Consider the following 22,972-nt stretch of genomic DNA (forward strand, 5'->3'; position numbering starts at 1 on the left):
TCGGCGTGGAACGCTGGTCGCACAGTGTATTCGATGCCACTGGCGCCGACCAGTGTCGTCTTTCAGCGGCTCTTCAGGTGATCCGGCGAAGAGTGCAGAGCATGGTTGCCGCAGGTACCGTCGCCGAGTGCATCCTCGAGGCCGCACGTGAGCACGGAATCAGCGTGGTGTTCGGGGTCCACGGCGCCAACATCGAGGACGTGTACGCCACCGGAGCGGTGATCGGCATGCCGATGGTGGTTGCCAAACACGAGTTCGCGGCGGGCGCGATGGCCGACGGGGTCGCGCGGATGACCGGGCGGCCGGGCATGGTCGTGACCACATCCGGCGGGGGTGCGCTGAATGTGGTTGCTGCGCTGGCGGAATCCTACGACAGCCGGGTGCCGGTACTCGCGGTGATCGGCGCACCCCCGACACCACTGACCGGACGCGGTGCCTTTCAGGACATGCTCGATCCCCCCGACACCATCGATCTCACCGCCGTGCTCGGCGGCGTCACCGGATACTGTGCGGTGGTGCGCTCGGCGGCCGATCTCGGGTCTGCACTCGCCAAGTCGTTCGCCACGCTGCGCCGCGGCCTGCCCGCCGCCCTGATCGTGCCGAAAGACGTTCAGACGCAGCGCTATGACGGGACGGTCAGCACCGGCATCGGCACTGCGGACGTTACCGATGCCGCGGAGGAGACATCGGCAGCCCTTGACACCCTGGCCACGCTGCTCGCCGAGCGCGTCATCGCAGGCGCACATACATGTGTGTGGGTCGGCGACGAGGTGTCGCGCTCCCATGCGGGCGAGACCGTCAGCGCGATCGCGACGATGCTCGGTGCCACGATCGTTGCCGCACCCGGTGGCGCCGATGCCGTCACCGACCTCACCACGCACGCCGGGGTGACCGGGGTGATGGGCCATCCGTCGGCACGGCGGGCCCTCGCCGACGCCGATGTGTGTCTGGCGCTCGGTACCCGGATGACGGTCACCGATCGCGGTGGCCTCGACGACGTGCTCGACGGGATCGAGCTGTATCACGTTGGCGAACAGCCTCCTCGGTATCCGAGCAAGACCGTCGCGGTCACGTCGATCGCCGCGGCGCTGGCTCAGCTCGCAGAGTCTGCGCCCCTGCGTCGGCTCCGGCCGCGTCGCCCACCGCGGGCGGTTGTCGAATACCTGACGACACCACAGGCCCCCGATCCACATCTGCCGGACCTACCAGCACTCATGGCGGCGATCGACGCGCACCTGCCCCGCGATGCGCGGGTGTTCGCCGACGCAGGCAACGCCGGAGCAGCTGCGTTGCACCATCTGACACCGCGCCGCTCCGGCCGCTTCACCGTCGCCCTCGGCATGGGCGGCATGGGATACGCGATCGCCGCGGGGATCGGGGCCGCCATCGACGATCCGTCCCGGCGAAGCGTGGTGATCGCCGGCGACGGTGCGTTCTTCATGCACGGAATGGAGTTTCACACTGCCGTGGAGCATGACGCCCCGGTCACCCTGATCGTCCTCAACAACAACGCCCACGGCATGTGCGTGACCCGAGAGAACCTGTATTTCCCGGAGAAGTTCGGTATCAACAGATTTCGCTCCACGGATATCGCCGGTGCCGTGTCGGCACTGTTCGCGGGCGTGGCGGTCCGCCATCCCCACGATGCGGCCGGCGCAAGCGCCGCCTGCGCGGTGCTCTTCGCCGATCGCGGACCCAATTGTCTTGTCGTCGAATGCCACAGCGATGAGGTTCCACCGTTCGCCCCCTTCCTGCCCCGAGAGGACTCCGCATGACCAGTCAGCCCGCCCCGCTCGCCGACCTCGGGGACCGCATCGCCGACATCGACGGGCTCATCCGCGTCGAGACCCACCCCCGCACGGTGGCGACCCCGATCATCGTCGACATGCTGCGCTCGGTGTACCCGCACGACAAGATCTTCGGGCAGTTCTGCCCGATCCAGGGATACGTGGACGCACCGCCCCGCGAGCTGTTCTCCTGGCTCTCCGACACCCGCTCGCTGGAGGAATGGACCTACAGTCTGCGCGGATTCACCGAAACCGACGAGCCCGGCCTGTGGGTCGCCCAGGACCGCCTCGGCGACAACACCGAGATCTACACCCGCACCATCGCCGACCCGAATGCGATGACCGTCGACTACCACTGCGCATGGGATCAGGGTGATCACCTGTGGATGATCTACCTGATGCGGGTCGTCGATGCGCAGGTGGTGTTGAATCGTCCGGGTTCGGTGGTGCTGTGGAACAACTGCCGGCATCCCTTCTACGACGAGAATCCCTACCCCGACACCGCGCCGCCCGATCGCCCGGTATGGGTCGGCGATTTCTGGGAGATGTTCTCTGCCGGACACCAACTCGAGCTCGACAATCTCACGGCGATCGCCGAGTTCCGCCACCACAACAACCTGCCCCTCACCCCGGAATGGATGACGTCATGACCGCCTCGACCAGACTTGATCCGACCCGCTCACCGGTGGTCCTGCGTGATCTCGCAGCCTATCTCCCCGACAACCGGGTCCCGGCCGACTATTTCGCCCGGTACGCCGCCGACGATGACCTTGCGGGCAACGTGATGTTCGCGGCACCTGCTTTTCGCCATCACGCCGCCGACGGTGAGACGTCGGCGGACATGATGGTCTCGGCGGCAGGCGTTCTCACCGATCGCCACGGGTCCGAGTACCTCGATGAGGTGAGCGTCGTGCTCACCCACAGTCAGCTGCCCGAGGTCCCGGTGCGGGGGTGTGGTGGCGAGTTGGCGCATCGGCTGGGATTGCGGCCCCGGACCGTCCTCGACGTCCACAACGCGGGGTGTGCGGCGTTTATGCACATGATCGACATCGCCGGTTCGTTGCTTCGCGCCGACGGTGGGGGAGCGGCGTTGATCGCGCTCGCACAGAACAGCGCGGCGCAGATCTTCACCCAGGAGCAGGTGCGCGGCAAAGCCCAGGCCGCCATCCCCGGCGACGGTTCGGCCGCAGCACTGTTGACCCTCGGTGACGACGGCTCGCCGGTTCTCGGGTCGGCCGCCCACTCCTTCGGTGAGTACTCGGCGGACATGGCGTCGGTGTCGTCTCCGCCTCGGAAATACTGGGAGGCCGGGCCCGGAGAGATCCACATCGGTTTCACCGAGTCGCGCATCACCAAGGTGCTCGCGCGCGGTAACCGCATGGTTCCCGAGGTGGCGATCGAGGTGGCCGATGCGATCGGCATCGCTCCGTCGGCGCTGGACTGGTTCATCACCAATCAGCCCAATCGGATCTTCTTGCGCAACTGGCGCGAAGCACTCGAACTCCCCGAAGAGCGTCACCCCGACACCTTCGACGAGTGCGGCAACCTGTTCGCCGTCGGTGTCCCCGCGACCCTCGACACCGCGATCGACGACGGGCGTATCCGGCCCGGCGACGTGGTGATGATGTCGGCATTCGCCCACGCCGGCGACTTCGCCGCGGCCACCGCCGTTCGCTGGGCCGGCAGACGGTGACCCGCCACCTGCACTCGGCACCCGATCCGCCGCCGCGGATCTCATCGCAGAGACCTGTTGCACTGCAACGGATACCGCTCGATCTCAACGAGTCCGCATACGGGCCGCTACCGAGCCTGGCGCGCGCCCTGACCGATGCGGTGCCCTCGCTCAACCGCTATCCCGAGTTTCTGCCGGATCGGACGCGGCGCACCATCGCCGGACATCTCGGCGTCGACGACGACGCGGTGACGGTGGGGCCGGGGGCCACCGGCGTGCTCGCCGCCGCGCTGCACTGCGCCGTGCGCCACGGTGCTCGACGCGGCGTTTCGGTGCCCGAATTGCTGACGCCGGTACCCACGTTCGGCGGCTATCCGATCCTCACCCGCAGTCTCGGGCTACGCTTTCGCGGCCTGCCTCTTGATGTGCGGGGCCGTCCGGACCTGCAGAAACTGTACGAGCGGGTCGGCACCGACACCGTCGCGGTCGCGGTGTGTTCACCGCACAACCCAACCGGCGCGGTACTCGACTCCACCGAGTTGTTCGGCTTCTGTGCCGCGCTACCCGACGACGTCACCGTGATCATCGATCAGGCCTACCTCGAATTCGCGGATACCGCACCGGATCTCGAGAGCATGCTCGCGACTCACCGGCGTGTCGTCGCGGTACGAACGTTCAGCAAGGCACACGGGCTTGCCGGGTTGCGCGTCGGGTACGGGGTGGGTCAGATTCCGTTGATCGACGAACTCCGTTCTCACGAAGTGCCTTTCGCCGTCGGATCGCTCGCCGAACTCGCGGTTCCACTGACCCTGGACTGCTCGGACGAGTTGTCCGAACGGGTGCGGCGGATGCGGATCGAACGCAGATACCTTGCCGACAGATTGCGAGCGGCGGGCGCCCACCCATGGCCCAGTCACGCCAACTTCCTGTTCCTGCCCGGCGCCGAGGGCATCGCTCTCGGCGATGTCCTCATCGCATGCGGCATTTCGGTCACACCGTATCGGCCACACGGTCTTCGGATCACCGTCGGCGATCGGCACGACACCGAGCGCGTGATCCGAACACTGAAGACGGTGGCGGCCTCGGCCTGAGGCGCGTACTCGTGTCCGGTTGGTCTGACTCGCGCGGCAACACCACCGGCTCCCCTACGCTGGGACGGTGCGCACCCTGGAGCAGACCGCCGAGAAGTGGCGTCGTTTCCGCGGGTCGCGCTTCCTCCCGGCGACCGTGGTCACCCTGCTGTGCAGTGTGGCGGTGGCCCTGTTCGTCGGTTCCTACACGTACGCGACGGCCAATCCCCGGCCGGAGAGCATCCCGATCGCCGTCGTCGACAACCTTCCCAGCGCACAGTCACGAATGCTCGAGAGGGATCTCGAGGCTGCGATCGGCAGCTCGCTCGACATCACCTCCGTCGCCGACCGGGCGAGCGGCGTCGACCAGCTGGCCGAGCAACGGGTGTTCGCGATCGTGGAGATCTCGGCGCCGAATCAGGTAATGACCCTTGACATCTCGAGCGCGTCGGGTCAGGCAGTGGCATCATTGCTGACCGATACCCTTCCGCCCGCCGCACAGCGCGCCGGGTACACGGTCACGGTTCGGGACCTGCATCCGTTGCAGGACGGCGACCCGCATGGCCTGACGGTCTTTTACATGACGATCGCGGCGGTCGTCGTCGGGTTCGTCGGCGCCATCCAGCTCGGTGTACACGCGGCCGCGCTGAAACCGTGGGAGCGCATCGGATTCACGGGCGCCTACTCACTTCTGGGCGGGCTGTTGGTGACCTTCACCGTCGACCGGGTGGTGGCCACGCTCGATCTGCCGTTCTTCGAGGCCTGGTTCATCGTGGCGTTCACCATGTTCACGTGCGGCATGATCTTCACGATGTTCAGTTCGCTGGTGGGCCGGTGGGCGATCCTGCCGACGTGGGCGGTGATGATCCTGCTCGGCAACCCGTCATCGGGCGGTTCGGTGGCGTGGCCGCTGCTGCCGCGCATCCTGGCGAGCATCGGTGGGTGGCTTCCGCCGGGTTCGACGGTCAGTGCCCTGCACACCGCCATCTACTTTCCCCACCACCAGCACGCCGCTCCCTTCGTGGTGCTCGCGGCCTGGACTGTGTTGAGCACCAGCGTCTATCTGGTCAGACAACACCGTTCTCCCACCACCCCCGGCGCCTCGCCGGACCACGCGTCCGCCCCCGCCTCGGCCTGACGGGCCGGTCACACCCGGACGGATTCACCGGATCAACGAAACCGCCTGTGGGTGTCGGCTTTTCAGCGATCCTTCAGCGTAGGAGCGCAACACTTCTGGCCCATGGACACGATCAACGGCATCCCTGCGCATCCCCTGTTCGTTCACCTCGCGGTCGTGGCGATTCCGCTCGCCGCACTGCTCGCCGCCGCCAGTGCTGCCTGGCCGAGTGCTCGCCGCCGTCTCGGTATCGTGCCGCTACTCGCCGCCACGATCGCCGTCGTCGTCACACCGTTGACCACCTCGGCAGGCGAGGCCCTGCAGAAACGCGTCGCCGCCAACCCCGACCTACTCCGCCATGCCGAGCTCGGCGATCAGATGATCGCCTGGGTGGCAACACTGTTCGCACTCACCGTGCTGTGGTGGGCGGCGCATGACGAACGCATCCTGGCCCGTGTGCCGTGGCGGCCGTCGACTCGGGTCATCCGGATGACGACGGTCATCCTGGCCACGGCGACCGTCGTCGTCGCCGTCGGCACGCTCGTGATGGTGGTCCTGGTGGGCGACGCCGGCGCCCAGTCGGTGTGGGTGGACTGAGCATCACACCGCCCCTTGACGACGCGGCCGGATTGAATTGGATTCCTTATGGTATACAGTGATGCGTACCACGTTCGGAGGTCGGATGTAGCCCGGTGCGCTTGCGCGGGCGTCTCCGTCGTCGAGGAGGCTTTCCATGACACCCACTCAGGTGGCATCCCTGGTCGTACTGGCGGGCATTCTCGTCATCTCGATCCTGCGCAAGGTCAACATCGGCATTGTTGCTCTCGCCGCCACATTGCTGATGACCACGGCCACCCACACAGATGCCACCAAGACACTTTCGAAGTTTCCGGCGAGCCTGGTCATCTTGATCATCGGAGTCACACTGCTCTTTGCGCACGCCGAGCGCAGTGGAGCCATCAATTGGCTTGTCGAACACGCTCTCCGGTGGATCGGCAATCGGCATTGGCTCATTCCCTGGGGTGGCTTCTTCCTCGGTGCAGCGCTATCGACCATTGGTGCGTGGGGTGATGGTGCCCGTCGCGCTGACCGTCGCCGGGCATTCCCCGACAGGTGTGACCGCAGTGCTCGTCGCCGTGGTCATGTCGGGCGCGGTCGTGGTCATGAGTCCACTGCACATCGCCGGGGCATTGATCAATGCCAACACCCCGGACAACAACGCCGACGAGGTATTCCGGCGACTGCTCACCTGGTCGGTCGTGCTGACCATCGTCGTACCCGGAATCGCAGCCCTCTATCCGATCCTGCTCGGCTAGAAACGTTTTCGCCGTCGGGCAAAGTCGAATCGCGCTGACCCCACGACCCCGGACCTTCCCGAGGCCCGGGGTCGTGGGGTCGGCGACTCGCGTGCCGCGACGACTCAAAAGCAGTCTGGGGTGATACCGGCCGCGGTGGCGAGATCTGCGAGGTCGTCGCGTGTCTGGGGCGCGAGCGCGACGCCCCCGGCGGCGAGGTTGTCGCGTTCGGCGCGGTCTTCGAGTTCTCCGGGATAGAAGATCTCGTCGGCGTCGGGCACCAGTGGCGTGGACTTGACCTCCTCGATGAGCGCGCCGACCGACGCGAGATAGTCCTCGCGCGAGTTCATCGCGGCGACGTCGATGGCGAGGAAGAGGTGCCCTGCGCCACTGGCCTTGTCGGCCTCGTACGGGCCGCAGACGTTGCCGCCGGTGCGGCTGCCGGTCAACGCCCCGGAGAGGATGTCCATCATGAAGGTGATGGCGTATCCCTTGTGGCCGGCCATCGGCAGGATGACACCGTCGATGGCTTTGCCGGGATCGGTGGTGGGATGGCCGTCGGCGTCGATCGCCCATCCGTCGGGGATGGTTTCGCCCTTGATGCGGGCCAGATAGATCTTGCCGCGGGCCACCGCGGTGTTGGCGATGTCAACGGCCACCACGCCACCTCCGGTCGGGGCGGGGGCCGCGATCGACCACGGGTTGGTGCCGAGCACCTTCTCGCGCCCACCCCACGGGGCCATCGCCGGGCTGGCGTTGGTGGTCAGGATCGACACGCATCCGTCATGCGCGGCACGGCGCGTGTAGTACATGGCGGTGCCGAAATGGTTGGAGTTACGGACGCCGACGACCCCGACGCCATGCGCGCGGGCGCGGCCGACGGCCTCGCGTCGCGCGTGTTCGGTGAGGACCTGGCCGATCCCGTCGTGACCGTCGATCAGCGCCAGGGCCCCGGTGTCCATGAGGGTTTCCGGAGTGGTCGTTGCCGTCATCGCACCCGACCGCAGCCGGGCGACGTACCAGGGTAGGCGCAGCATGCCGTGGGATTGATGACCCCACAGGTCTGCCTGCACCAGTGAGTCGGCCACGAGATCGGCGTCGGCGGCCGGGACACCGCACGTCTGCAGCACCCGACTGCCGAAGCTCGCCAGGGCTTCGGGCTTCACTCGGTCATCGCTCATACTGGTCAGCTCCACTCTTGTAATGTGTACCGTTAGGTATACACTATGACATACGAGCAGTGAGGTGGGCTATACCAGAGGAGACGAAAGATGCTGAGCTTGATCGTGTCGGTCCAGGTGAAACCGGAGATGCGAGCGGAGTTCCTGCCGGCGATCGCGGAGAACGCTCTTCGGTCGGTGACCGACGAACCGGGCTGTCTGCGCTTCGATGTCGCCGAAGCCGTCGAGGAACCGAATCGCTACTTCTTCTATGAGATCTATACCGGCGCCGACGCATTCGCCGACCACAAGGCAGCTCCGCATTTCGCGGCCTGGCGAGCGGTGGCCGAACGGTGCCTGGTGCCCGGCAGCCAGGTGAACACATTCGCCGAACTGCAGGTGACCGAGTCGGTCGCGGCCTGACCAAGACGTCGGCCTGACCTGAACGTCGAGAGAAGGAGAACACTCATGACCACTTCGATAACCACGGTGAACCCGGCCAGTGGCGCCGTCCTTGCCGAATATGCCGCGATGACCGACCCGGAGATCGACGCCATCCTCGATCGCGCCGCGGCCGCGCAGAAGGATTGGGCCAGAGACGATCACAAGACGCGCGGCGATGTACTTCGTAATGCGGCCGGGGTACTGCGGAAGCGGTCGGACGAATTGGCTGTTCTGGTGACCCGGGAAATGGGCAAGCCGTTGCGCGAATCTGCTGCCGAGGTCGAGAAATGTGCGATGGGATTGGAGTACTACGCCGAGCATGCTCCCGAGTTCCTTGCCGACGAGCCGTACGAGACCTCGGCGGATCGCAGCTGGGTGTCCTACGAACCCGTGGGCATCGTGCTGGCGATCATGCCGTGGAATTTCCCGCTGTGGCAGGTGTTCCGGTTCGCCGCTCCCGCGCTGATGGCCGGTAACGCCGCACTCCTCAAGCACTCGCCGAACACCACCGGCGCCGCGCTAGCATGTCAGGAGGTGCTCGAGTCCGCGGGTCTGGAGCCAGGACTGTTCACCACATTGTTGGTGGCCGAACCCGACGTGCCGGCCACCACCGAACGCCTCATCGCCGACCCGCGGATCGGGGCGGTCACCATCACCGGCTCCGAACGTGCCGGCAGTGCAGTCGGTTCTCTCGCCGGCCGCGAGATCAAGAAGTCGGTCCTCGAGCTCGGCGGGTCCGACCCGTTCGTCGTCCTGGCCGACGCCGAGCTGGACAAGGTCGCGCACCTCGCCGCCCGTGGACGATTCCTCAACGCCGGACAAAGCTGCATCTCACCCAAACGCTTCATCGTCGACGCCTCGATCGCCGACGAGTTCGCCCGGTTGCTCGTCGACAACGTCGCCGCCCTGAGCGTGGGCGATCCCGAGGACCCCGCCACCGATGTGGGTCCGATGGCCCGCGAGGACCTGCTCGTCGGCGTCGACCGACAGGTCCGTTCCGCGATCGATGCGGGCGCGCGCGTACTCGCCGGTACCCATCGGCTCGACCGACCCGGATTCTTCTACGCCCCAACGATCTTGACCGATGTCACCAAGGGCATGTCGGTCTACGACGAGGAAACCTTCGGACCGGTCGCGACGATCATCACCGTCGACGGCGTCGAGGAGGCGATCGATGTGGCCAACGACATCCCGTTCGGCCTCGGCGCAAGTGTCTGGGGCCGCGACGTCGACGCCGCGATCGACGTCGGCCGCCGCATCGAGTCCGGCGCCTGCTTCATCAACGCCATCGTCGCCTCCGACCCGCGAATGCCCTTCGGCGGCATCAAACGCAGCGGCTACGGCCGCGAACTCGCCGCCCCGGGAATCCGCGAGTTCGTCAACATCCGCACCTGGTGGGCGATGACCGAACCCGCCGTGCAGGCACCCACCTCCGAATAGCCCACCGCCGAACAAGCCGCCACCACCTGAAGGACACCCATGACCACCATCACCAATCTTGTTGCCGCGGAGATCTCTTCAACACTGCGCGACGGACGCAAGGCCACCATCCTCCGATCGGCCGAGATCACCCCGCGCCAACGCGGAGGTGGCGCACGCACCATCCCGCTGGTCTCGCAGCAAGTCGGCGGGAAAGACTTTCTCAACGGGATAACCATGTTCGGACCCGGGGCGGCAATCCCGGAACACTTCCACAACTGCGATGAAAGCGTCCTGATCATCGCCGGATCGGCGATCGCCACGATCGACGGTGTCGAACAACCCGCCGGAGTCGGCGACAACTCGTTCATCCCCGCCGGTATCCCACACTTCTTCCGCAACGCCAGCGACACCGAAGAACTCCACATCTTCTGGACCTACGCCTCCGTCGACGCCGACCGCACCATCGTGGCCACCGGCGTCACCACCCGCATCGACGAGGAACACGGAACGAACATCGCCTGAAGCGAGTCCCTCTGCTACACAGACACGTTCGTCGCATCATCCACCGAACAGGAGCCCACCGACACGACCCGTGGCCCATGCACCGCCTATGTCGGGTGTTACACCAGCCGCAGGCGCGGGGGGCACGGCCGCGGGATCGCCGTCTTCGAGGTCACCGCGTCCGGGCGGTGGACTTCTATTGCCACCACCCCTACCGCGGACAACCCGTCATTCCTGGTGGCCGACAAGGCCGGCCGCACCCTGTATGCGGCCCACGGCGACGGTTCGCCCGTCTCGTCGTTCCGCATCGACCAACACGATGGTCGGCTCACCGAAACCGGCCGGTATGAGACCGGCGGGTTGAACGCGGTGCACCTCGCATTGTCTGCGGACAAACGGCACCTCGTGGTCGCGAACTACGCGTCCGGCTCCGTGACGGTGTTCGCCCGCACCGACGATGGGCGTCTGGAGCGGACGCAGGTGCTCACCCTCACCGGCACGCCCGGGCCACTGACCGCCGACCAACAAGGTCCCCAGCCGCACGAGGTGCGGTTCGACCCGACCGGGCGTCACATCATCGTTCCCGACAAGGGCACCGATCGACTCCACCGCCTCGGCTTCGATTCCGCCACCGGCAGACTCACGATCGTCGGACCACCCACCCCGAGCGCACCCGGCGCCGGACCCCGACACCTCCTCTACCATCCGAGTCTGCCGGCACTGTATCTCGTCGACGAACTGTCGTCCCGTCTGACCGCCTACCAGTACACCGCCGACACCGCGCAACCTGTTGCCCGACAATCGGTGTCGACACTTCCCGCGGATTACACCGGCACCAGTACCGCCGCCGAAATCGCACTGTCACGCGACGCACGAAGTGTCCATGTGTCCAACCGCGGCCACGACTCGGTGGCGACGTTCGCCGTCACCGGGGCCGGTGCTCTGCTCCCGCCAACCTTCACCCCGACCGGCGGGCAACAACCCCGATTCATGCGCTTCGGCCTCGACCGCACCACCCTCTACGTCGCGAACCAGAAATCGGACACCATCGTGGCGTTCGACGCCCACCCCGACACCGGGACACTCACCCCGAACGGCCAGGTCATCTCGACCGGCAGTCCCACATGTATCGAGTTCGTGCCCCGGTGAGCCGCAACGTCCGATGATCGGACGTGGTCAACGACCGACGAGATCCACCGCCACCGCCGACGCCCCCGGCGACATCACGGCCTCGAGGATCGTCCGTTCGGTGGCCACCAGATGCTCGGTCACCGCAGCGGCGGCCGCATCACCCTGACCATCGATGATCGCCCGACACATCGCCCGATGTTCGACGAGGGAACTCTCCAGACGGGTAGCCGGTGAATGCGCTATCATCCTCAAACGCGCGCTGTGCGGCCGTAATTCGGCGATCGAGCGCGCCAGGTGACGGTTCCGGGTCGTCGCGATCACCGCCTGATCGAACGCCTCGGCCAGCTCGTAGAACCGATCGCGCCGATCCGCCGCGTCCGTGTCGTCGGCCACCGCATCGAAACCGGCGAGCAATTCGACGAACCGCTCACGCACCGCGGGATCGGCGGCTGCCGATTCGGCCACCACACGAGCGGCGTGCGCCTCGAGAAGCATCCGGAGTTCGAACAGGTCCCGTACCCCTTGCAGCGAGATCGGTGCCACCCGCGCACCCTGACGATCGATCAACGAGACCAACCCGTCGGCCTCCAACCGCAGAAAAGCCTGACGGACCGGTGTCCGAGACGCCGAAAACCGTTCGGCCACACCGAGAGCACTCAACGATGAACCCGGGGCCAACGCACCCTTGAGGATGTCCGACCGCAGCTGGTCGTAAATCTGGTCACCCTTGTTACCCGCCATGCGCACACTATAACGCGCCAAATGGGATTCCCTTATGGACACGATATGGTATACAGTGATGCACACCACTGCGAGAGAGAGTCCCGATGCTGGTCATACTCGGCTTCTCGATGATCACGGTCTTCATGTACCTGATCCTGAGCAAGCGCCTGACACCCGTCGTCGCACTGATACTGGTACCGACCGTGTTCGGATTGTTCGCAGGGGCCGGCCTGGGCCTGAGCGACATGATCATGACGTCATTGCTCAAGCTCGCGCCCACCGCAGCGCTGCTGTTCTTCGCGATCACCTTCTTCGGCATCATGATCGACGTCGGGCTGTTCGATCCACTCATCCGCCTGATCTTGCGATTCGCCCACAACGACCCCTTACGCCTCGTGGTCGGCACCGCACTGCTGACCTCGGTGGTCTCCCTCGACGGCGACGGATCAACGACGTTCATCATCGTCACCTCGGCGTTGCTACCGATCTACCTACGCCTCGGCATGAGCCCGGTGGTGCTGACCGTCGTCGCGGCCACCGCCAACGGGGTACTCAACACCGTGCCCTGGGGCGGGTCGACCGCCCGTGCCGCAGCCGCGCTCGATGTGTCACCGATCGACATCTTCGTCCCGATGATCCCGGCGATCGCCGCCGGACTCCTCGCAGTACTCGTGCTCGCGTTCTTCCTCGGCCGCAGCGAACGTAAGCGGCTCGGCGTCGTCGAACTCGACCCCGACTCCACCGATCCCGAGACACAACACGCCCATTCCGAGGTCATGATCGGTGTCGGCGCCGGACACGGTGGCGACGGAGCCGGAACCGATCGGCCGGCCACCGGGTCGTCCGGTGACGGCGTCGACGACGACCACAGCGACTTCGCGGACCTCCCGACCGTCGGTGACCATCTCGAACGACCCAACGCCCGCCCCAAGCTGATCTGGTTCAACCTCGCACTGACCATCGCGGTGATGACACTGCTGGTGATCGGCCTGCTCGAGCCGCCGGTGATTCTCATGATCGGCACCGCCATCGCCCTCGTCGTCAACTTCCCGCGGGTGGCCGAGCAATCCGAGCAACTCAAAGCGCACGCGTCGAGCGTGGTGTCGGTGGTGTCATTGGTCTTCGCCGCCTCGGTGCTCACCGGCGTCCTCAACGGCACCGGGATGGTCGAGGACATGGCCAGATGGCTCGTCGACATCATCCCGGCAAGCTTCGGCCCCCACCTACCGATCGTGGCCGGCGTGCTGAGCTTGCCCCTGACCTACTTCATGAGCAACGACGCCTTCTTCTTCGGTGTCCTACCGGTCTTGACCGAAACCGCCTCGCACTACGGCATCACCGGCGAGGAAATGGCCCGCGCCGCGATCATCGGTCAGCCGCTACACACCTCGAGCCCACTGGTCGCGGCGTTCCTGCTGCTCGTCGGTCTCGCGAAGGTCGAACTCGCCGACCACTCCAAGAAGGCCATCTGGCGAGCGTGCGTGGTCGGGCTGATCATGCTCGGCGTCGGCGGCCTCGTCGCAGCCTTCCCCATCTAGGAGATGACAGAAGTGAATTACATTGTGCTCGTCAATGACCGGCCGGAGGGCGACGCCGCCCTCACCTGGGCGCTGACCACCGTGAACGCCCTCGGCCACACCGCATCGGCCACCGTGCACGTCGTCGCCGCCGGCGGTGCCGACGCACCCGGCAGCCCCAACTATGTTGCCCCGCAACGCACCGACGACCTCGCCGCTCGACTGCGGGCATCGGGCGTCACCCACGAAATCCACGGTGGGATCGACGATCCCGCGTCCACCGTCGTCCGTCTCGCCGAGCACCACAACGCCGACATGGTCGTGATCGGCATCCGGCACCGCTCAGCCGCCATGAAAATGCTGCTCGGCAGCTACACCCAACGCATCCTGCTCGACACCCCCTGCCCGGTCGTGGCGGTCAAGGCTCCCGCGAACTGACACGGTCGGCGGCGCCGACCTCACACGTCGGTCAGTCGGCGGTCGGTGACGCCTGGTCGTTGTCCTGCATGGCGCCCCAGCCGTACCACCGGTGCACAGCCATCACCGCGGTGGTCCGGGGCCGCTCGTGGTCGGGGTACGGCTGGCCGCCGTAGTGCCGGGAGATGCGGTCGATGTCGGCGAACCCGTCGTCGGCGCGGAAGTCGACGACCTCACCGATCAACGTCACGTGCGTGTACCAGCTGTCCTCGGCGAGGACCGTCAGCGTGACCCGCGGGTCGTTGCGCAGATGCCGCAGCCGGACACGTTCGTCGTCCATGTTGAGCAGCACGTGGTCGCCGTCGAGGAGGTACCACGTGGCCGCCGACACGGGCGCGCCGTCGGATCGGACGGTCGCCATGACCGCGGGGTTGGCCTTGGCCAACAGTTCGCGGGCGGGCTCGGGAAGCGGTGGACGGGACATCTGTTCTCCTCGGAGTGGTTCGGGTTCATGGTGGTAGAGCTCAGCCTGGATCGACCCCCACCAATTGTGCCGACGCCGACCACAATCCGTCGATCAATGTTTGATCGTGAGCTTGGCGGTTCTCGGGTCCCTTGGCTTTGTGTCGATGAAAGTACACCCCGTTGATGTCCGGGTCGGGGCCGCGGCGGGCCAACTCGATCAGCGGTTGCGCGCCCTTGTCGGGTGTGATGGTCCCGATGTGGCGCAGCGGTGTGCGATACAGGAGTCCGACGAACGCCGAGTCACGACCGAAACTCGTCGCCGCGGGACCGGGATGTACTGCGGCGGAGACGATCCCATCGTCGCTCCACCGTTGCGCGATGCCACGGGTGAACAGGATGTTCATCAGTTTCGCGGTGCCGTAACAACGCAGGCCGATGGGGCGTCGGCGTCGGTAGTCCAGATCGGACAGGTCGACGTGGCCGGCCAGGTTGCCGACGCTGGCGGTGTTGACCACCAGGCAGGCGTCCGGCGCCGCCAGCCGGTCTCGGAGCAGATGGGTGAGCAGAAACGGTGCGAGATGGTTGATCTGGAAGTTGGGTTCGTGCCCGTCGGGCGTGGCGTGCCGGGGATCGAAGGTACCGCCGGCGTTGTTGAGCAGCACGTCGATGTGGTCGGTGTGCTCGCGGATCTTCTCGGCGAGCCGGCGGACGTCGTCGAGTTGCGCATAGTCGGCGGTGAATCCCACCGCACCGGTGTCGGCGGTGACGGCGTCGAGTTTGTCGGCGGAACGGCCGACGAGGATCAGGTCGACATCGGGTGCCGCGAGGGTTCGGGCGGTGACCGCCCCGATCCCGTCGCTGGCACCGGTGATCACGATGGTTGTGCGCGGACTCATGGTGTGACAGTCACTTTCGGTGATGTGGGCGCCATCCGGGAGGTGGTCAGCGAGGTGCGTCGCATGCCGGTGCGGGCGCATCTTCGAACAACGGCTTGCCCAAGGGGATCAGGTAGAGCACGTCGAGCACCACCGGCCCGGTACCGAGGTTTCGGCCCACGTGAGTATTTGCTTGTCCTGCAGGCTCTTTGATGATGTCCCCGGTGTGGTAGACGACGGGTGCGCAATCGGCGCCCGGATGGGTCAGCGTGCCGGCCCGCACCAACCCGATCAATTCCCCGTCGTGATAATGCCAGCCGGTGCTTCCGCCGGGCGCGATGGTGATCTCCCGGACCGCCACATGTACCCCGCGCGGCACGAACGGCAGCAGGTCGGCGGGTATGTCACCTTCGGCCAGGGTCACCGCCGTGACACCCGACGACGGCGTGGCGTGCGCTGCTGCGGGTATCACGGCCCCGAGCGTGGCCAACGCGGCGAGGACGACCAGGACGCGGGTGAGTGACCTCATGTACGGACCGTACCCGGACACAATCGGCAGCGGGAGCGATTGACGGGGCCGGTGCGCGAGTACCGGCCCTGCCCTCGTGCGCACCGGTGCCTACCATCACTGGAGAAGCGACCATCAACGCCCAACGGAGGACCACGATGACGAGCACGCCAGAGAACTTCACCGCCCTGCTGGCCACCGAGGCCGACGGACAGATCTCCCTCGACCGAACCACGTTGTCCGCGAACGATCTTCCCGACGGCGAGGTGACGATCGCCGTGCACTACTCGGGCGTCAACTACAAGGACGCACTCGCGGTCACGCCGCGCGGCGGGGTGGTCCGCACGTATCCGATCGTTCCAGGGATCGACGTCGCCGGGGAGGTCGTGGCCTCCGATCACCCCGATTTCGCCCCCGGTGATCGGGTCGTCGCGCACGGCGGACCGATCGGCACCGAGGCCAACGGCGGCTACGCCGACTATGCGCGCGTACCCGCTGCACAGGTGGTCGCGCTGCGATCACTGAGCACCCGCGAGGCCGCCGCCATCGGAACCGCCGGCTTCACCGCGGCGATGAGCGTCGCCGCGCTGCTCGATCACGGCGTGCGCCCGGACGACGGACCGGTGCTCGTCACCGGCGCCTCCGGCGGTGTCGGCGCGGTGAGCGTCGATCTTCTCGCCGGGGCCGGCTTCACCGTCACCGCATCGAGCGGTAAACCCGACGCCGAACCCCTGTTGCGCGAACTCGGGGCGACCGAGGTCATCGGACGGCTCGTGGACGACGAGACGAAGATCCGGCCGCTCGGCAAGTCGGTGTGGGCAGGTGCGGTCGACTGCGTCGGCGGCAAGACCCTGGCGTATGTCCTGAGCGCCATGAACCACAGTGGTGCGGTCGCCGCGAGCGGCCTCACCGGCGGTGCGGATCTGCCGACCACGGTGATGCCGTTCATCCTCCGCGGGGTCGCACTACTCGGAATCGACTCGGTGCTCATCGGCGCGGAGCTGCGCCGGTCGATCTGGTCGCGCATCGAAAGCGATTTGCGCCCATCGCATCTCGACCGCGTCATCAGCGAGATCGGACTCGACGAGCTGCCCGCGGCGCTCGAGCAGATCAAGGGCGGCAAGCTCACCGGACGCACCGTCGTGCGGGTCCTCGGCGACGGCTGACACCGGCCGCGAGGGCCTGAGTCAGGGCGGGGTGGTGCCCACCAGATCCACACTCTCGACGCGCGCCCCACTCCGCGCCTTCGCCCGATACATGGCCTCGTCCGCGGCGGCCAGCAGATGCCAGGCGGCCGAGGCGTCCATCTCCTGCGATGCCCGAATCGACAGTGACGCCACCCCGATGCTGAGGCTGACCGGCGCGATCCCGGGAACCGTGACATACACCGGCATGAGCGCTGTTGTCGCATCCAGTTCGTATGCGGCGTCCAGGGCGAGAAACACCGCGAACTCCTCGCCGCCGTTTCGGGCGACGGTCCCGGCATCGCCGACGGCCTCGACGAGGGCCTGCGCCACGGCCACCAGCACCCGGTCGCCGGTATCGTGACCGTGCTCGTCGTTGACCGACTTGAAGTAGTCGATATCGATGACCATCGCGGCCAGGACGCCGTGGTGCTGCATCGGGGACACGGATTCGACGTATCGGTCGAGGCCACGACGGTTGGCGATGCGGGTCAGGGCGTCGATCTCCGACAGTCGGGCACGACGCCGTTGGGAGGCCCACACGATCTGGATGGTCATCGGTAGGCCGAGCACACCGGCGATCACCACGTCGGTGCGGGCGATGACGGTCGCCCAGTTCATGCCGTCGCGCACCGAGAGCGCCGCCATCAGCAAGATGACTCCCAGGACGAGGACGACGTGGACACGCATCCACGATCGCGGCAGGTAGAACGTGAAGAACGCCCCGGTCACCGCGAACAGGACGCACCCCACCAGCGCCTCACCTGGGTCGGCGAAGGTGACCAGCACCGTCGCGGTCGCGACGTCGGCCCAGATCCCGAAGGCTCGTGCGCCCACGCCTCGCGTCATGACGTTGCTGAAGAACCAGGTCACCGCAAGAACGGCATTGCTGACGATCCCGAAGACGAGCCACACGCGCGCCGCGTCTCCCGCTGGCCCCCGGGTGGGATCGACCAGGGTCAGCGCTGCCACCGCCGAGAAATTCAGCGTCGACAAACCCACCGTCGTGCGCGTGATCCTCTGCAGTGTGGAACTCACCGTCTCCCCGTCGGCCTGATGGATGGGCTAGACGATAGCGAACCACCGATGCGCGGACGTATAGACGACTTTATTCACAGCGTGAGGACCGTCACGGGGTGGCTGTGGAGTACCTGCGCGATGTCCGCAGAGGCCGATCCGGTTTTCGCACGGCCCGTCCGACGCGTCGTGCCGAGACGACGGAGGCGAGGCGTCCGACGATGTACATCGCGGCACAGATCGCGGTGACGAAGAACCCGATCGGCCAATCGGTCTGCACCGACAGGGCGATGGCGGCCCACACCGCACCGACCGACAGCACCACCGAGGCCGCGATCGACCGACCCGGGCTGCGGGTGAAGCATCGGGCCGTCGCCGCCGGACCTACGAGCAGGGCGAACATCAGCAGAGCACCGACGATCGGCACACTCATCGTGGTCGCACATGCCAGGACCAGCGCGAAGGCCATCGAGGTGTACCGGGTGTCGACGCCGTGACCGGCCGCCATGTCGGGTAGCACCGAGCCGAGCAGCAGGGGCCGGTACACGACGGCCACCGTCAGCACACACAGCGCACCGAGAACCACCATCGGGACGATGGCGATCGTCGACACTCCGAGGATCTGCCCGAACAGCAGGGCATACACCTGCGACGAGTATTGGTCGCCGCGGCTGAGGAAGAACTCACCGAGCCCCAACATGAGCACGAGGCCCAGCGCCGTCGCCACGTCCCGTCGGGCGCGCGCGCCCAGCGCGGAGATCGTCATCGCACCGGCGGTGGCCGCGACGCCCAGACCGAGCAGTGGGTTGGCGCCCACCAGGACCGCGGCCGCGGCGCCGGCGAAGGCACCGTGCGGAACGGCATGCGCCAGAAACGAATCCCCGCGCAGGACGACGAAGAACCCCACCACACCTGCGATGATCCCGACCAGGGTGCCGGCAATCCAGGCGTTGATCAGAAACGGCTCGAACATCAGCTCGGCACCGGTATTGCGACGGGGACGTGGCGTCGGCGGCCTGCCGACAGCACACGCGCGAGGAGATAGGCGAGGAACACCAGCGTCACGATGCAGAAGCTGACCGGCCAATTGCCGTGCGTACCAGCCCAATAGTGGCTCTCATAGGAGAGCAGGCAGCCCAGCCAGGTGGCGGCCACGCCGAGCGCGACCGAGAGCAGGATCGCGGTGGAGAACCGCCGGGTCACCAGCAGCGCGGTCGCCGGTGGCCCGATGAGCAGCGCGGTGGACAGGATGACGCCGATCGTCAGCGACGACAACTCCACCGCCAGGGCCAAGGCGATCAGGAAGGCGCAGCCGGACAACCGAACTCGCACGCCGGCGGCGGTGGCGAGGTCATGGTCGACGAGGTCGAGTTGCAGCCACCGGTACATGGCTGCCACCAGGGCGAGTGCGACGAGGCCGAGGGCGACGACGACCGGCACCAGTGCCCGATCGATGACGAACAGCGATCCGAACAGCACCGACACCGTGGCGTCGTGTGACGCGCCGGAACCGTTGGTGGTCGCCAGGTACAGCAGCAGCGAGGTCAGGCCCAGACCGAACCCGAGGGTCACCCCGGTGGCCACGTCGCGACCCTGGATACGGCGAATCCCGATGACCTCCATCAGGAGTGCCGCGAGGACGCCGGCCCCCACGAATCCCCACAGCTGGCTGACACCGAGGAGGAACGACGCCGAACCGCCGACGGCGCCGAGGTCGGCGAGCGCGTGACCGGCGAAGGACTGCCCGCGCACGACGGTGAACACCCCCACGACGGCGGCGACAGCGGCGGCGAAGCCACCCACCAGCAGTGCGGTCTGGACCGATTCGGTGACGAAGAATCCGGTGAGCCACTCGTCGCTATTCATGCGGCCCCTAGACCCCGAGCTCGTCGGGTGCGACGAGCTCGGGCGAGGACATCCGGTCGTCGGCGAGCACGAGGATTCGCCCGTCGGTGCGGATGACGCGGATGGGCCGTCCGTAGAGCCCGCTGAGCACCTCGGTGGTGATCACCTCGTCGGGGCGACCGTCGACGGCCTTGCCGCCGGCGAGGTAGACGACGCGATCCATCACCGGCAGGAGCACATTGATGTCGTGGGCGGTCATGACGATGCTCACCCCCGTGGTGCAGCGCAGGGTGTCGAGGAGGTCGACGATGTCCGAGGCGCTGCCGGGGTCGAGGCCGGCCAACGGTTCGTCGAGGAGCAGCAGTTGCGGTTTCCGGATCAGCGCGTGCGCGAGCAGGACGCGTTGCTGTTGCCCCCCGGAGAGCTCGCCGATGCGCTTGTCGGCGAAAGCCTGCGCGTCCACCGCCTCGAGCGCCTCGTCGACGATGGGTCGTAACCTTCTGCGCCGCAGCGGTATACCGAGTCGTCCGCCGTCGATGCCGAGGGCCACGATGTCGCGGGCACGCAGCGGGGTGTCGGCATCGACGCCGACCTTCTGCGGAAGGTACCCGATTCCGCCACGCGGGGGCCGATGCACCTGCCCGGAGTGTGGCCGAAGCACTCCGAGCAGCACGCGCAGCAGCGTCGTCTTGCCGGCACCGTTGGCGCCGATCAGTCCCACGAACTCTCCCGGCGCCACCTCGACGGAGACGTCGTCGAGCACCGGCTGGCCGCCAAGACTCACCCGGATGTTGCGCGCGGCAAGCACAATCGAGTCCGCGGGGCCTCCCACCGTCTCAGAGTTTCTCGGTCGAGGTGCCGTCGGTGACGGCCTTGGACATGGCGTCGAGTTCGGCGGTCATCCAGCGTTGGTAGGTGTAGCCGGTGGGCATCGTCTCGTACACGCCGACCACCGGGATGCCGTGTGACTTGGACAGCGCCAGGTACTTGCTGGTGGTGTCGTCGGTGACCTGCTGGTTGTAGAGGAAGACCTTGACCTGCTTGCCGTTCAGCAGCGAATCCTGCAGCGTCGAGTCCTGAGGCGACGGGTCGGTGTCGTTCATGATCGCCGCCTGCAGCGTCCAGGGGGTCTTGATGTCGGTGCCTGCCGCCTGCAGCATGTAGTCGGCGACCGGCTCGGTGACGGCAACCGGTGTCGCGGGGTGGGTCTTGGCAAAGCTCGCCAGGGCGGTCAGCCAGGGCTGCAGCGAGGCGGTGAACGCCGCCGCGTTCTTCTCGAACTCGTCCTTGTGGGCGGGTTGCAGCGTGCCGAGATCCTCGGCGATGGCATTGGCCACCGCGGGCATCGTCTTGGGGTCGTACCACAGGTGCGGATTCGGCGTGGAGTCCGGCAGTCCGAGCACTTGTTGGGCCACAACGACTTTACGCCCGTTGACCGGGGACGCCTGCTCGAGCTTGGACATGAAGTCGTCGTAGCCCAGCCCGTTCTGCACCACCAGCGTCGCGTCGCGGAGTTCCTTGGCCACTGCCGGGCTCGCCTCATAGGTGTGCGGATCGGTGTTGGGGTCGCTCATGATCGCCGAGACCGACACGTAGTGCCCGCCGACCTGCGAGAGCACGTCGGCGTACTCGTTCTCCGCCGCCACGGCGTGGATCGTCGAGTCGTCGGACCCGCTCGACGAACTCGAACATCCGGCGATACCGATCACCACCGCCGCGGCGGCCACCGCCGACACCGCCATTCTGCTGATGCGCACTCTCGATCCGTCCCGGGCTTCACGCCCTACTGGCAACGACAACCATTAACAGGAGGAGAGTACGACGCGAACCGTCCGGCGGCCACCCCGTCGGGCGATATGCGAAGAAGATCGCCTATCGGGTGATAAGTACCAGATGCGCCGGCGCGCATGTATTTTCGACGACCGTTGGAGACAGTCGATCAGACCTCGAGGGCCAGGTCGTCGAGATCGGCGAGCGTCTTGCCCTGCGCCGTCAACGAGTTATAGGTCCGCAAGCGGACCCGATCGATCTCGGTGTTGCTCACACCGCGTCGCCAGTAGCCGAACACCGCGGTCCGATCCTTTGCCAGGCCGAGGGTGGAGCGGAAATACGCTCGCAGCGACCGCATCTCGTCGCGTTCACCGGCGGCCCAGACGACCAGATCGGTGGGATCGGCGATCCGGGTCGCCGAGCGCACCAACGAGCCGGGTTCGGCGGAGACCTGCTCGATACGGACCTGCGCACCGGACACCAGTTCACCGACCGCCACGTCGTCGTCACTCTGCACGACCGCGATCGCCGATCGCCCCTCGGGCCAGACCCGCAGGATCTCGTAGAGCGCGGGGAGCGCCGAATCATCGGCGAACAGCGCGACCCGCGCACCGCCCTCCGGCGGCAGGAAGTGTGGACGCGGTCCGGTCAGCTCGACGGCATCGCCGACACGAAGCACCGTGCTCCATCGCATCATCGGGCTGTCGGCACCGTGCTGTACCACGTCGAGTGTGATCCGTGCCGCGTCGAGGTCGGCGTCACGCACGGTGTAGACGCGGGAACGGGCCTCGGCGTCGTCGAGGCCGATCCGGACAGCCACATTCGGCCGCGCCCACGTCGAATCCCGAGCCGCTTCACCGATGTCCAGCACCACACGCAGCAGTCCGGCGCTGGGGCGCGTGATGCGCACCACCCGTGCGGTGACGTCGGCGAGCCCACTGCGGTGCTCGTCGCCGCGCAGTGATGTCTCGTCGGGGTCACCCGAACCCGCGGACGGGGTGGCGAACTCGGTGGCCATACGCGCTCCCATCAATTAGTTTATGGGTACTATA

General features: G+C 66.8%; 25 protein-coding genes and 1 pseudogene. 15 read left to right on the plus strand and 11 right to left on the minus strand.

The features are described 5' to 3' along the window. Positions 1-101: 101 nt before the first annotated feature. From J6U32_RS26280 to J6U32_RS27595, 8 genes and pseudogenes are all read left to right on the plus strand, one after another. Positions 102-1,775, plus strand: a complete 1,674-nt coding sequence (locus J6U32_RS26280; RefSeq protein ID WP_208792845.1) for a thiamine pyrophosphate-binding protein — start codon at positions 102-104, stop codon at positions 1,773-1,775. After that, positions 1,772-2,437, plus strand: coding sequence for an SRPBCC family protein (locus J6U32_RS26285; RefSeq protein ID WP_208792846.1), 666 nt, complete (start codon positions 1,772-1,774; stop codon positions 2,435-2,437). The genes J6U32_RS26280 and J6U32_RS26285 overlap by 4 nt, the downstream gene beginning before the upstream one ends. Next, positions 2,434-3,480 carry a 3-oxoacyl-ACP synthase III family protein gene (locus J6U32_RS26290; protein WP_208792847.1) on the plus strand — a complete coding sequence of 349 codons (1,047 nt, stop codon included), beginning with the start codon at positions 2,434-2,436 and terminating at the stop codon, positions 3,478-3,480. The genes J6U32_RS26285 and J6U32_RS26290 overlap by 4 nt, the downstream gene beginning before the upstream one ends. Then, complete coding sequence (locus J6U32_RS26295; protein WP_208792848.1) at positions 3,477-4,550, plus strand: pyridoxal phosphate-dependent aminotransferase; 1,074 nt, start codon at positions 3,477-3,479, stop codon at positions 4,548-4,550. Before J6U32_RS26290 ends, J6U32_RS26295 begins: the two co-directional genes overlap by 4 nt. A 67-nt stretch (positions 4,551-4,617) precedes the next feature. Continuing rightward, positions 4,618-5,667, plus strand: coding sequence for an ABC transporter permease (locus J6U32_RS26300; protein ID WP_208792849.1), 1,050 nt, complete (start codon positions 4,618-4,620; stop codon positions 5,665-5,667). A 102-nt stretch (positions 5,668-5,769) separates the two neighbouring features. Then, positions 5,770-6,243 (plus strand): DUF2231 domain-containing protein, encoded by a 474-nt coding sequence (locus J6U32_RS26305; protein ID WP_208792850.1) that lies wholly within the window; start codon positions 5,770-5,772, stop codon positions 6,241-6,243. A 136-nt stretch (positions 6,244-6,379) separates the two neighbouring features. Continuing rightward, positions 6,380-6,655 (plus strand): annotated as a pseudogene (locus J6U32_RS27915) (SLC13 family permease); the annotation flags it as partial. Between the two features lie 13 nt (positions 6,656-6,668). Beyond that, entirely contained in the window at positions 6,669-6,962 is a 294-nt protein-coding gene (locus J6U32_RS27595) for a hypothetical protein (RefSeq protein ID WP_244332394.1), read from the plus strand. A 104-nt stretch (positions 6,963-7,066) separates the two neighbouring features. Here the strand turns inward: J6U32_RS27595 and J6U32_RS26315 are convergent, their stop codons facing one another. Beyond that, positions 7,067-8,122 (minus strand): Ldh family oxidoreductase, encoded by a 1,056-nt coding sequence (locus tag J6U32_RS26315; protein WP_208792852.1) that lies wholly within the window; start codon positions 8,120-8,122, stop codon positions 7,067-7,069. A gap of 90 nt (positions 8,123-8,212) precedes the next feature. On the opposite strand from J6U32_RS26315, the gene J6U32_RS26320 reads away from it, so the two are divergent. The 4 genes from J6U32_RS26320 to J6U32_RS26335 all read left to right on the plus strand — a co-directional run bounded on the left by J6U32_RS26320 (position 8,213) and on the right by J6U32_RS26335 (position 11,617). Further along, positions 8,213-8,524 (plus strand): putative quinol monooxygenase, encoded by a 312-nt coding sequence (locus J6U32_RS26320; RefSeq protein WP_208792853.1) that lies wholly within the window; start codon positions 8,213-8,215, stop codon positions 8,522-8,524. A 45-nt stretch (positions 8,525-8,569) separates the two neighbouring features. Continuing rightward, a complete protein-coding gene (locus J6U32_RS26325) occupies positions 8,570-9,985 on the plus strand; it encodes an NAD-dependent succinate-semialdehyde dehydrogenase (RefSeq protein ID WP_208792854.1) in 1,416 nt (471 codons plus the stop codon). Positions 9,986-10,024: 39 nt separating this feature from the next. Then, a complete protein-coding gene (locus J6U32_RS27695) occupies positions 10,025-10,489 on the plus strand; it encodes a cupin domain-containing protein (RefSeq protein WP_208792855.1) in 465 nt (154 codons plus the stop codon). Between the two features lie 135 nt (positions 10,490-10,624). Then, positions 10,625-11,617 (plus strand): lactonase family protein, encoded by a 993-nt coding sequence (locus J6U32_RS26335; RefSeq protein ID WP_244333040.1) that lies wholly within the window; start codon positions 10,625-10,627, stop codon positions 11,615-11,617. A 27-nt stretch (positions 11,618-11,644) separates the two neighbouring features. Here J6U32_RS26335 and J6U32_RS26340 read toward each other — a convergent pair whose 3' ends face one another. Next, positions 11,645-12,340 (minus strand): GntR family transcriptional regulator, encoded by a 696-nt coding sequence (locus J6U32_RS26340; protein WP_208792856.1) that lies wholly within the window; start codon positions 12,338-12,340, stop codon positions 11,645-11,647. A gap of 86 nt (positions 12,341-12,426) precedes the next feature. Here J6U32_RS26340 and J6U32_RS26345 point away from each other — a divergent pair, with 86 nt between their 5' ends. Together J6U32_RS26345 and J6U32_RS26350 are read left to right on the plus strand one after the other, a co-directional pair. Next, complete coding sequence (locus J6U32_RS26345; protein WP_208792857.1) at positions 12,427-13,860, plus strand: CitMHS family transporter; 1,434 nt, start codon at positions 12,427-12,429, stop codon at positions 13,858-13,860. Between the two features lie 3 nt (positions 13,861-13,863). Beyond that, positions 13,864-14,277, plus strand: a complete 414-nt coding sequence (locus J6U32_RS26350; protein ID WP_244332396.1) for a universal stress protein — start codon at positions 13,864-13,866, stop codon at positions 14,275-14,277. Between the two features lie 31 nt (positions 14,278-14,308). On the opposite strand, the gene J6U32_RS26355 is transcribed toward J6U32_RS26350, so the two are convergent. Genes J6U32_RS26355 through J6U32_RS26365 form a run of 3 tightly spaced genes read right to left on the minus strand, consistent with a single transcriptional unit; the run spans position 14,309 to position 16,125 of the window. Next, a complete protein-coding gene (locus J6U32_RS26355; RefSeq protein WP_208792858.1) occupies positions 14,309-14,740 on the minus strand; it encodes a PPOX class F420-dependent oxidoreductase in 432 nt (143 codons plus the stop codon). A gap of 40 nt (positions 14,741-14,780) precedes the next feature. After that, positions 14,781-15,617 carry an SDR family NAD(P)-dependent oxidoreductase gene (locus J6U32_RS26360; RefSeq protein WP_208792859.1) on the minus strand — a complete coding sequence of 279 codons (837 nt, stop codon included), beginning with the start codon at positions 15,615-15,617 and terminating at the stop codon, positions 14,781-14,783. Positions 15,618-15,663: 46 nt separating this feature from the next. Next, a complete protein-coding gene (locus J6U32_RS26365) occupies positions 15,664-16,125 on the minus strand; it encodes a cupin domain-containing protein (RefSeq protein ID WP_208792860.1) in 462 nt (153 codons plus the stop codon). Between the two features lie 137 nt (positions 16,126-16,262). On the opposite strand from J6U32_RS26365, the gene J6U32_RS26370 reads away from it, so the two are divergent. Beyond that, complete coding sequence (locus tag J6U32_RS26370; protein ID WP_208792861.1) at positions 16,263-17,270, plus strand: acryloyl-CoA reductase; 1,008 nt, start codon at positions 16,263-16,265, stop codon at positions 17,268-17,270. A 21-nt stretch (positions 17,271-17,291) separates the two neighbouring features. Here the strand turns inward: J6U32_RS26370 and J6U32_RS26375 are convergent, their stop codons facing one another. The 6 genes from J6U32_RS26375 to J6U32_RS26400 form a co-directional block, all read right to left on the minus strand. Further along, positions 17,292-18,326, minus strand: a complete 1,035-nt coding sequence (locus J6U32_RS26375; protein WP_208792862.1) for a GGDEF domain-containing protein — start codon at positions 18,324-18,326, stop codon at positions 17,292-17,294. A gap of 91 nt (positions 18,327-18,417) precedes the next feature. Next, positions 18,418-19,278 (minus strand): metal ABC transporter permease, encoded by an 861-nt coding sequence (locus tag J6U32_RS26380; protein ID WP_208792863.1) that lies wholly within the window; start codon positions 19,276-19,278, stop codon positions 18,418-18,420. After that, a complete protein-coding gene (locus J6U32_RS26385; protein WP_208792864.1) occupies positions 19,278-20,171 on the minus strand; it encodes a metal ABC transporter permease in 894 nt (297 codons plus the stop codon). Before J6U32_RS26385 ends, J6U32_RS26380 begins: the two co-directional genes overlap by 1 nt. A gap of 7 nt (positions 20,172-20,178) precedes the next feature. Continuing rightward, positions 20,179-20,982: a metal ABC transporter ATP-binding protein gene (locus J6U32_RS26390; protein ID WP_208792865.1), complete on the minus strand. Its 804-nt coding sequence runs from the start codon at positions 20,980-20,982 to the stop codon at positions 20,179-20,181. 4 nt (positions 20,983-20,986) lie between these two features. Next, positions 20,987-21,907 (minus strand): metal ABC transporter solute-binding protein, Zn/Mn family, encoded by a 921-nt coding sequence (locus J6U32_RS26395; RefSeq protein WP_244332398.1) that lies wholly within the window; start codon positions 21,905-21,907, stop codon positions 20,987-20,989. A 182-nt stretch (positions 21,908-22,089) separates the two neighbouring features. Next, complete coding sequence (locus J6U32_RS26400; RefSeq protein WP_208792866.1) at positions 22,090-22,938, minus strand: siderophore-interacting protein; 849 nt, start codon at positions 22,936-22,938, stop codon at positions 22,090-22,092. Positions 22,939-22,972: the final 34 nt, after the last annotated feature.

Source organism: Gordonia polyisoprenivorans (genome assembly GCF_017654315.1).
GTDB classification, from domain to species: Bacteria; Actinomycetota; Actinomycetes; order Mycobacteriales; family Mycobacteriaceae; genus Gordonia; species Gordonia polyisoprenivorans_A.

Excerpts from the sequence above, each read along its gene's own strand:
- J6U32_RS26280 (WP_208792845.1), top strand. The coding sequence starts at position 102 with ATGGTTGCCGCAGGTACCGTCGCCGAGTGCATCCTCGAGGCCGCACGT.
- J6U32_RS26285 (WP_208792846.1), top strand. The coding sequence starts at position 1,772 with ATGACCAGTCAGCCCGCCCCGCTCGCCGACCTCGGGGACCGCATCGCC.
- J6U32_RS26290 (WP_208792847.1), top strand. The coding sequence starts at position 2,434 with ATGACCGCCTCGACCAGACTTGATCCGACCCGCTCACCGGTGGTCCTG.
- J6U32_RS26305 (WP_208792850.1), top strand. The coding sequence starts at position 5,770 with ATGGACACGATCAACGGCATCCCTGCGCATCCCCTGTTCGTTCACCTC.
- J6U32_RS26315 (WP_208792852.1), bottom strand. The coding sequence starts at position 8,122 with ATGAGCGATGACCGAGTGAAGCCCGAAGCCCTGGCGAGCTTCGGCAGT.
- J6U32_RS26320 (WP_208792853.1), top strand. The coding sequence starts at position 8,213 with ATGCTGAGCTTGATCGTGTCGGTCCAGGTGAAACCGGAGATGCGAGCG.
- J6U32_RS26325 (WP_208792854.1), top strand. The coding sequence starts at position 8,570 with ATGACCACTTCGATAACCACGGTGAACCCGGCCAGTGGCGCCGTCCTT.
- J6U32_RS27695 (WP_208792855.1), top strand. The coding sequence starts at position 10,025 with ATGACCACCATCACCAATCTTGTTGCCGCGGAGATCTCTTCAACACTG.
- J6U32_RS26340 (WP_208792856.1), bottom strand. The coding sequence starts at position 12,340 with ATGGCGGGTAACAAGGGTGACCAGATTTACGACCAGCTGCGGTCGGAC.
- J6U32_RS26345 (WP_208792857.1), top strand. The coding sequence starts at position 12,427 with ATGCTGGTCATACTCGGCTTCTCGATGATCACGGTCTTCATGTACCTG.
- J6U32_RS26350 (WP_244332396.1), top strand. The coding sequence starts at position 13,864 with ATGACAGAAGTGAATTACATTGTGCTCGTCAATGACCGGCCGGAGGGC.
- J6U32_RS26355 (WP_208792858.1), bottom strand. The coding sequence starts at position 14,740 with ATGTCCCGTCCACCGCTTCCCGAGCCCGCCCGCGAACTGTTGGCCAAG.
- J6U32_RS26360 (WP_208792859.1), bottom strand. The coding sequence starts at position 15,617 with ATGAGTCCGCGCACAACCATCGTGATCACCGGTGCCAGCGACGGGATC.
- J6U32_RS26365 (WP_208792860.1), bottom strand. The coding sequence starts at position 16,125 with ATGAGGTCACTCACCCGCGTCCTGGTCGTCCTCGCCGCGTTGGCCACG.
- J6U32_RS26370 (WP_208792861.1), top strand. The coding sequence starts at position 16,263 with ATGACGAGCACGCCAGAGAACTTCACCGCCCTGCTGGCCACCGAGGCC.
- J6U32_RS26380 (WP_208792863.1), bottom strand. The coding sequence starts at position 19,278 with ATGTTCGAGCCGTTTCTGATCAACGCCTGGATTGCCGGCACCCTGGTC.
- J6U32_RS26385 (WP_208792864.1), bottom strand. The coding sequence starts at position 20,171 with ATGAATAGCGACGAGTGGCTCACCGGATTCTTCGTCACCGAATCGGTC.
- J6U32_RS26400 (WP_208792866.1), bottom strand. The coding sequence starts at position 22,938 with ATGGCCACCGAGTTCGCCACCCCGTCCGCGGGTTCGGGTGACCCCGAC.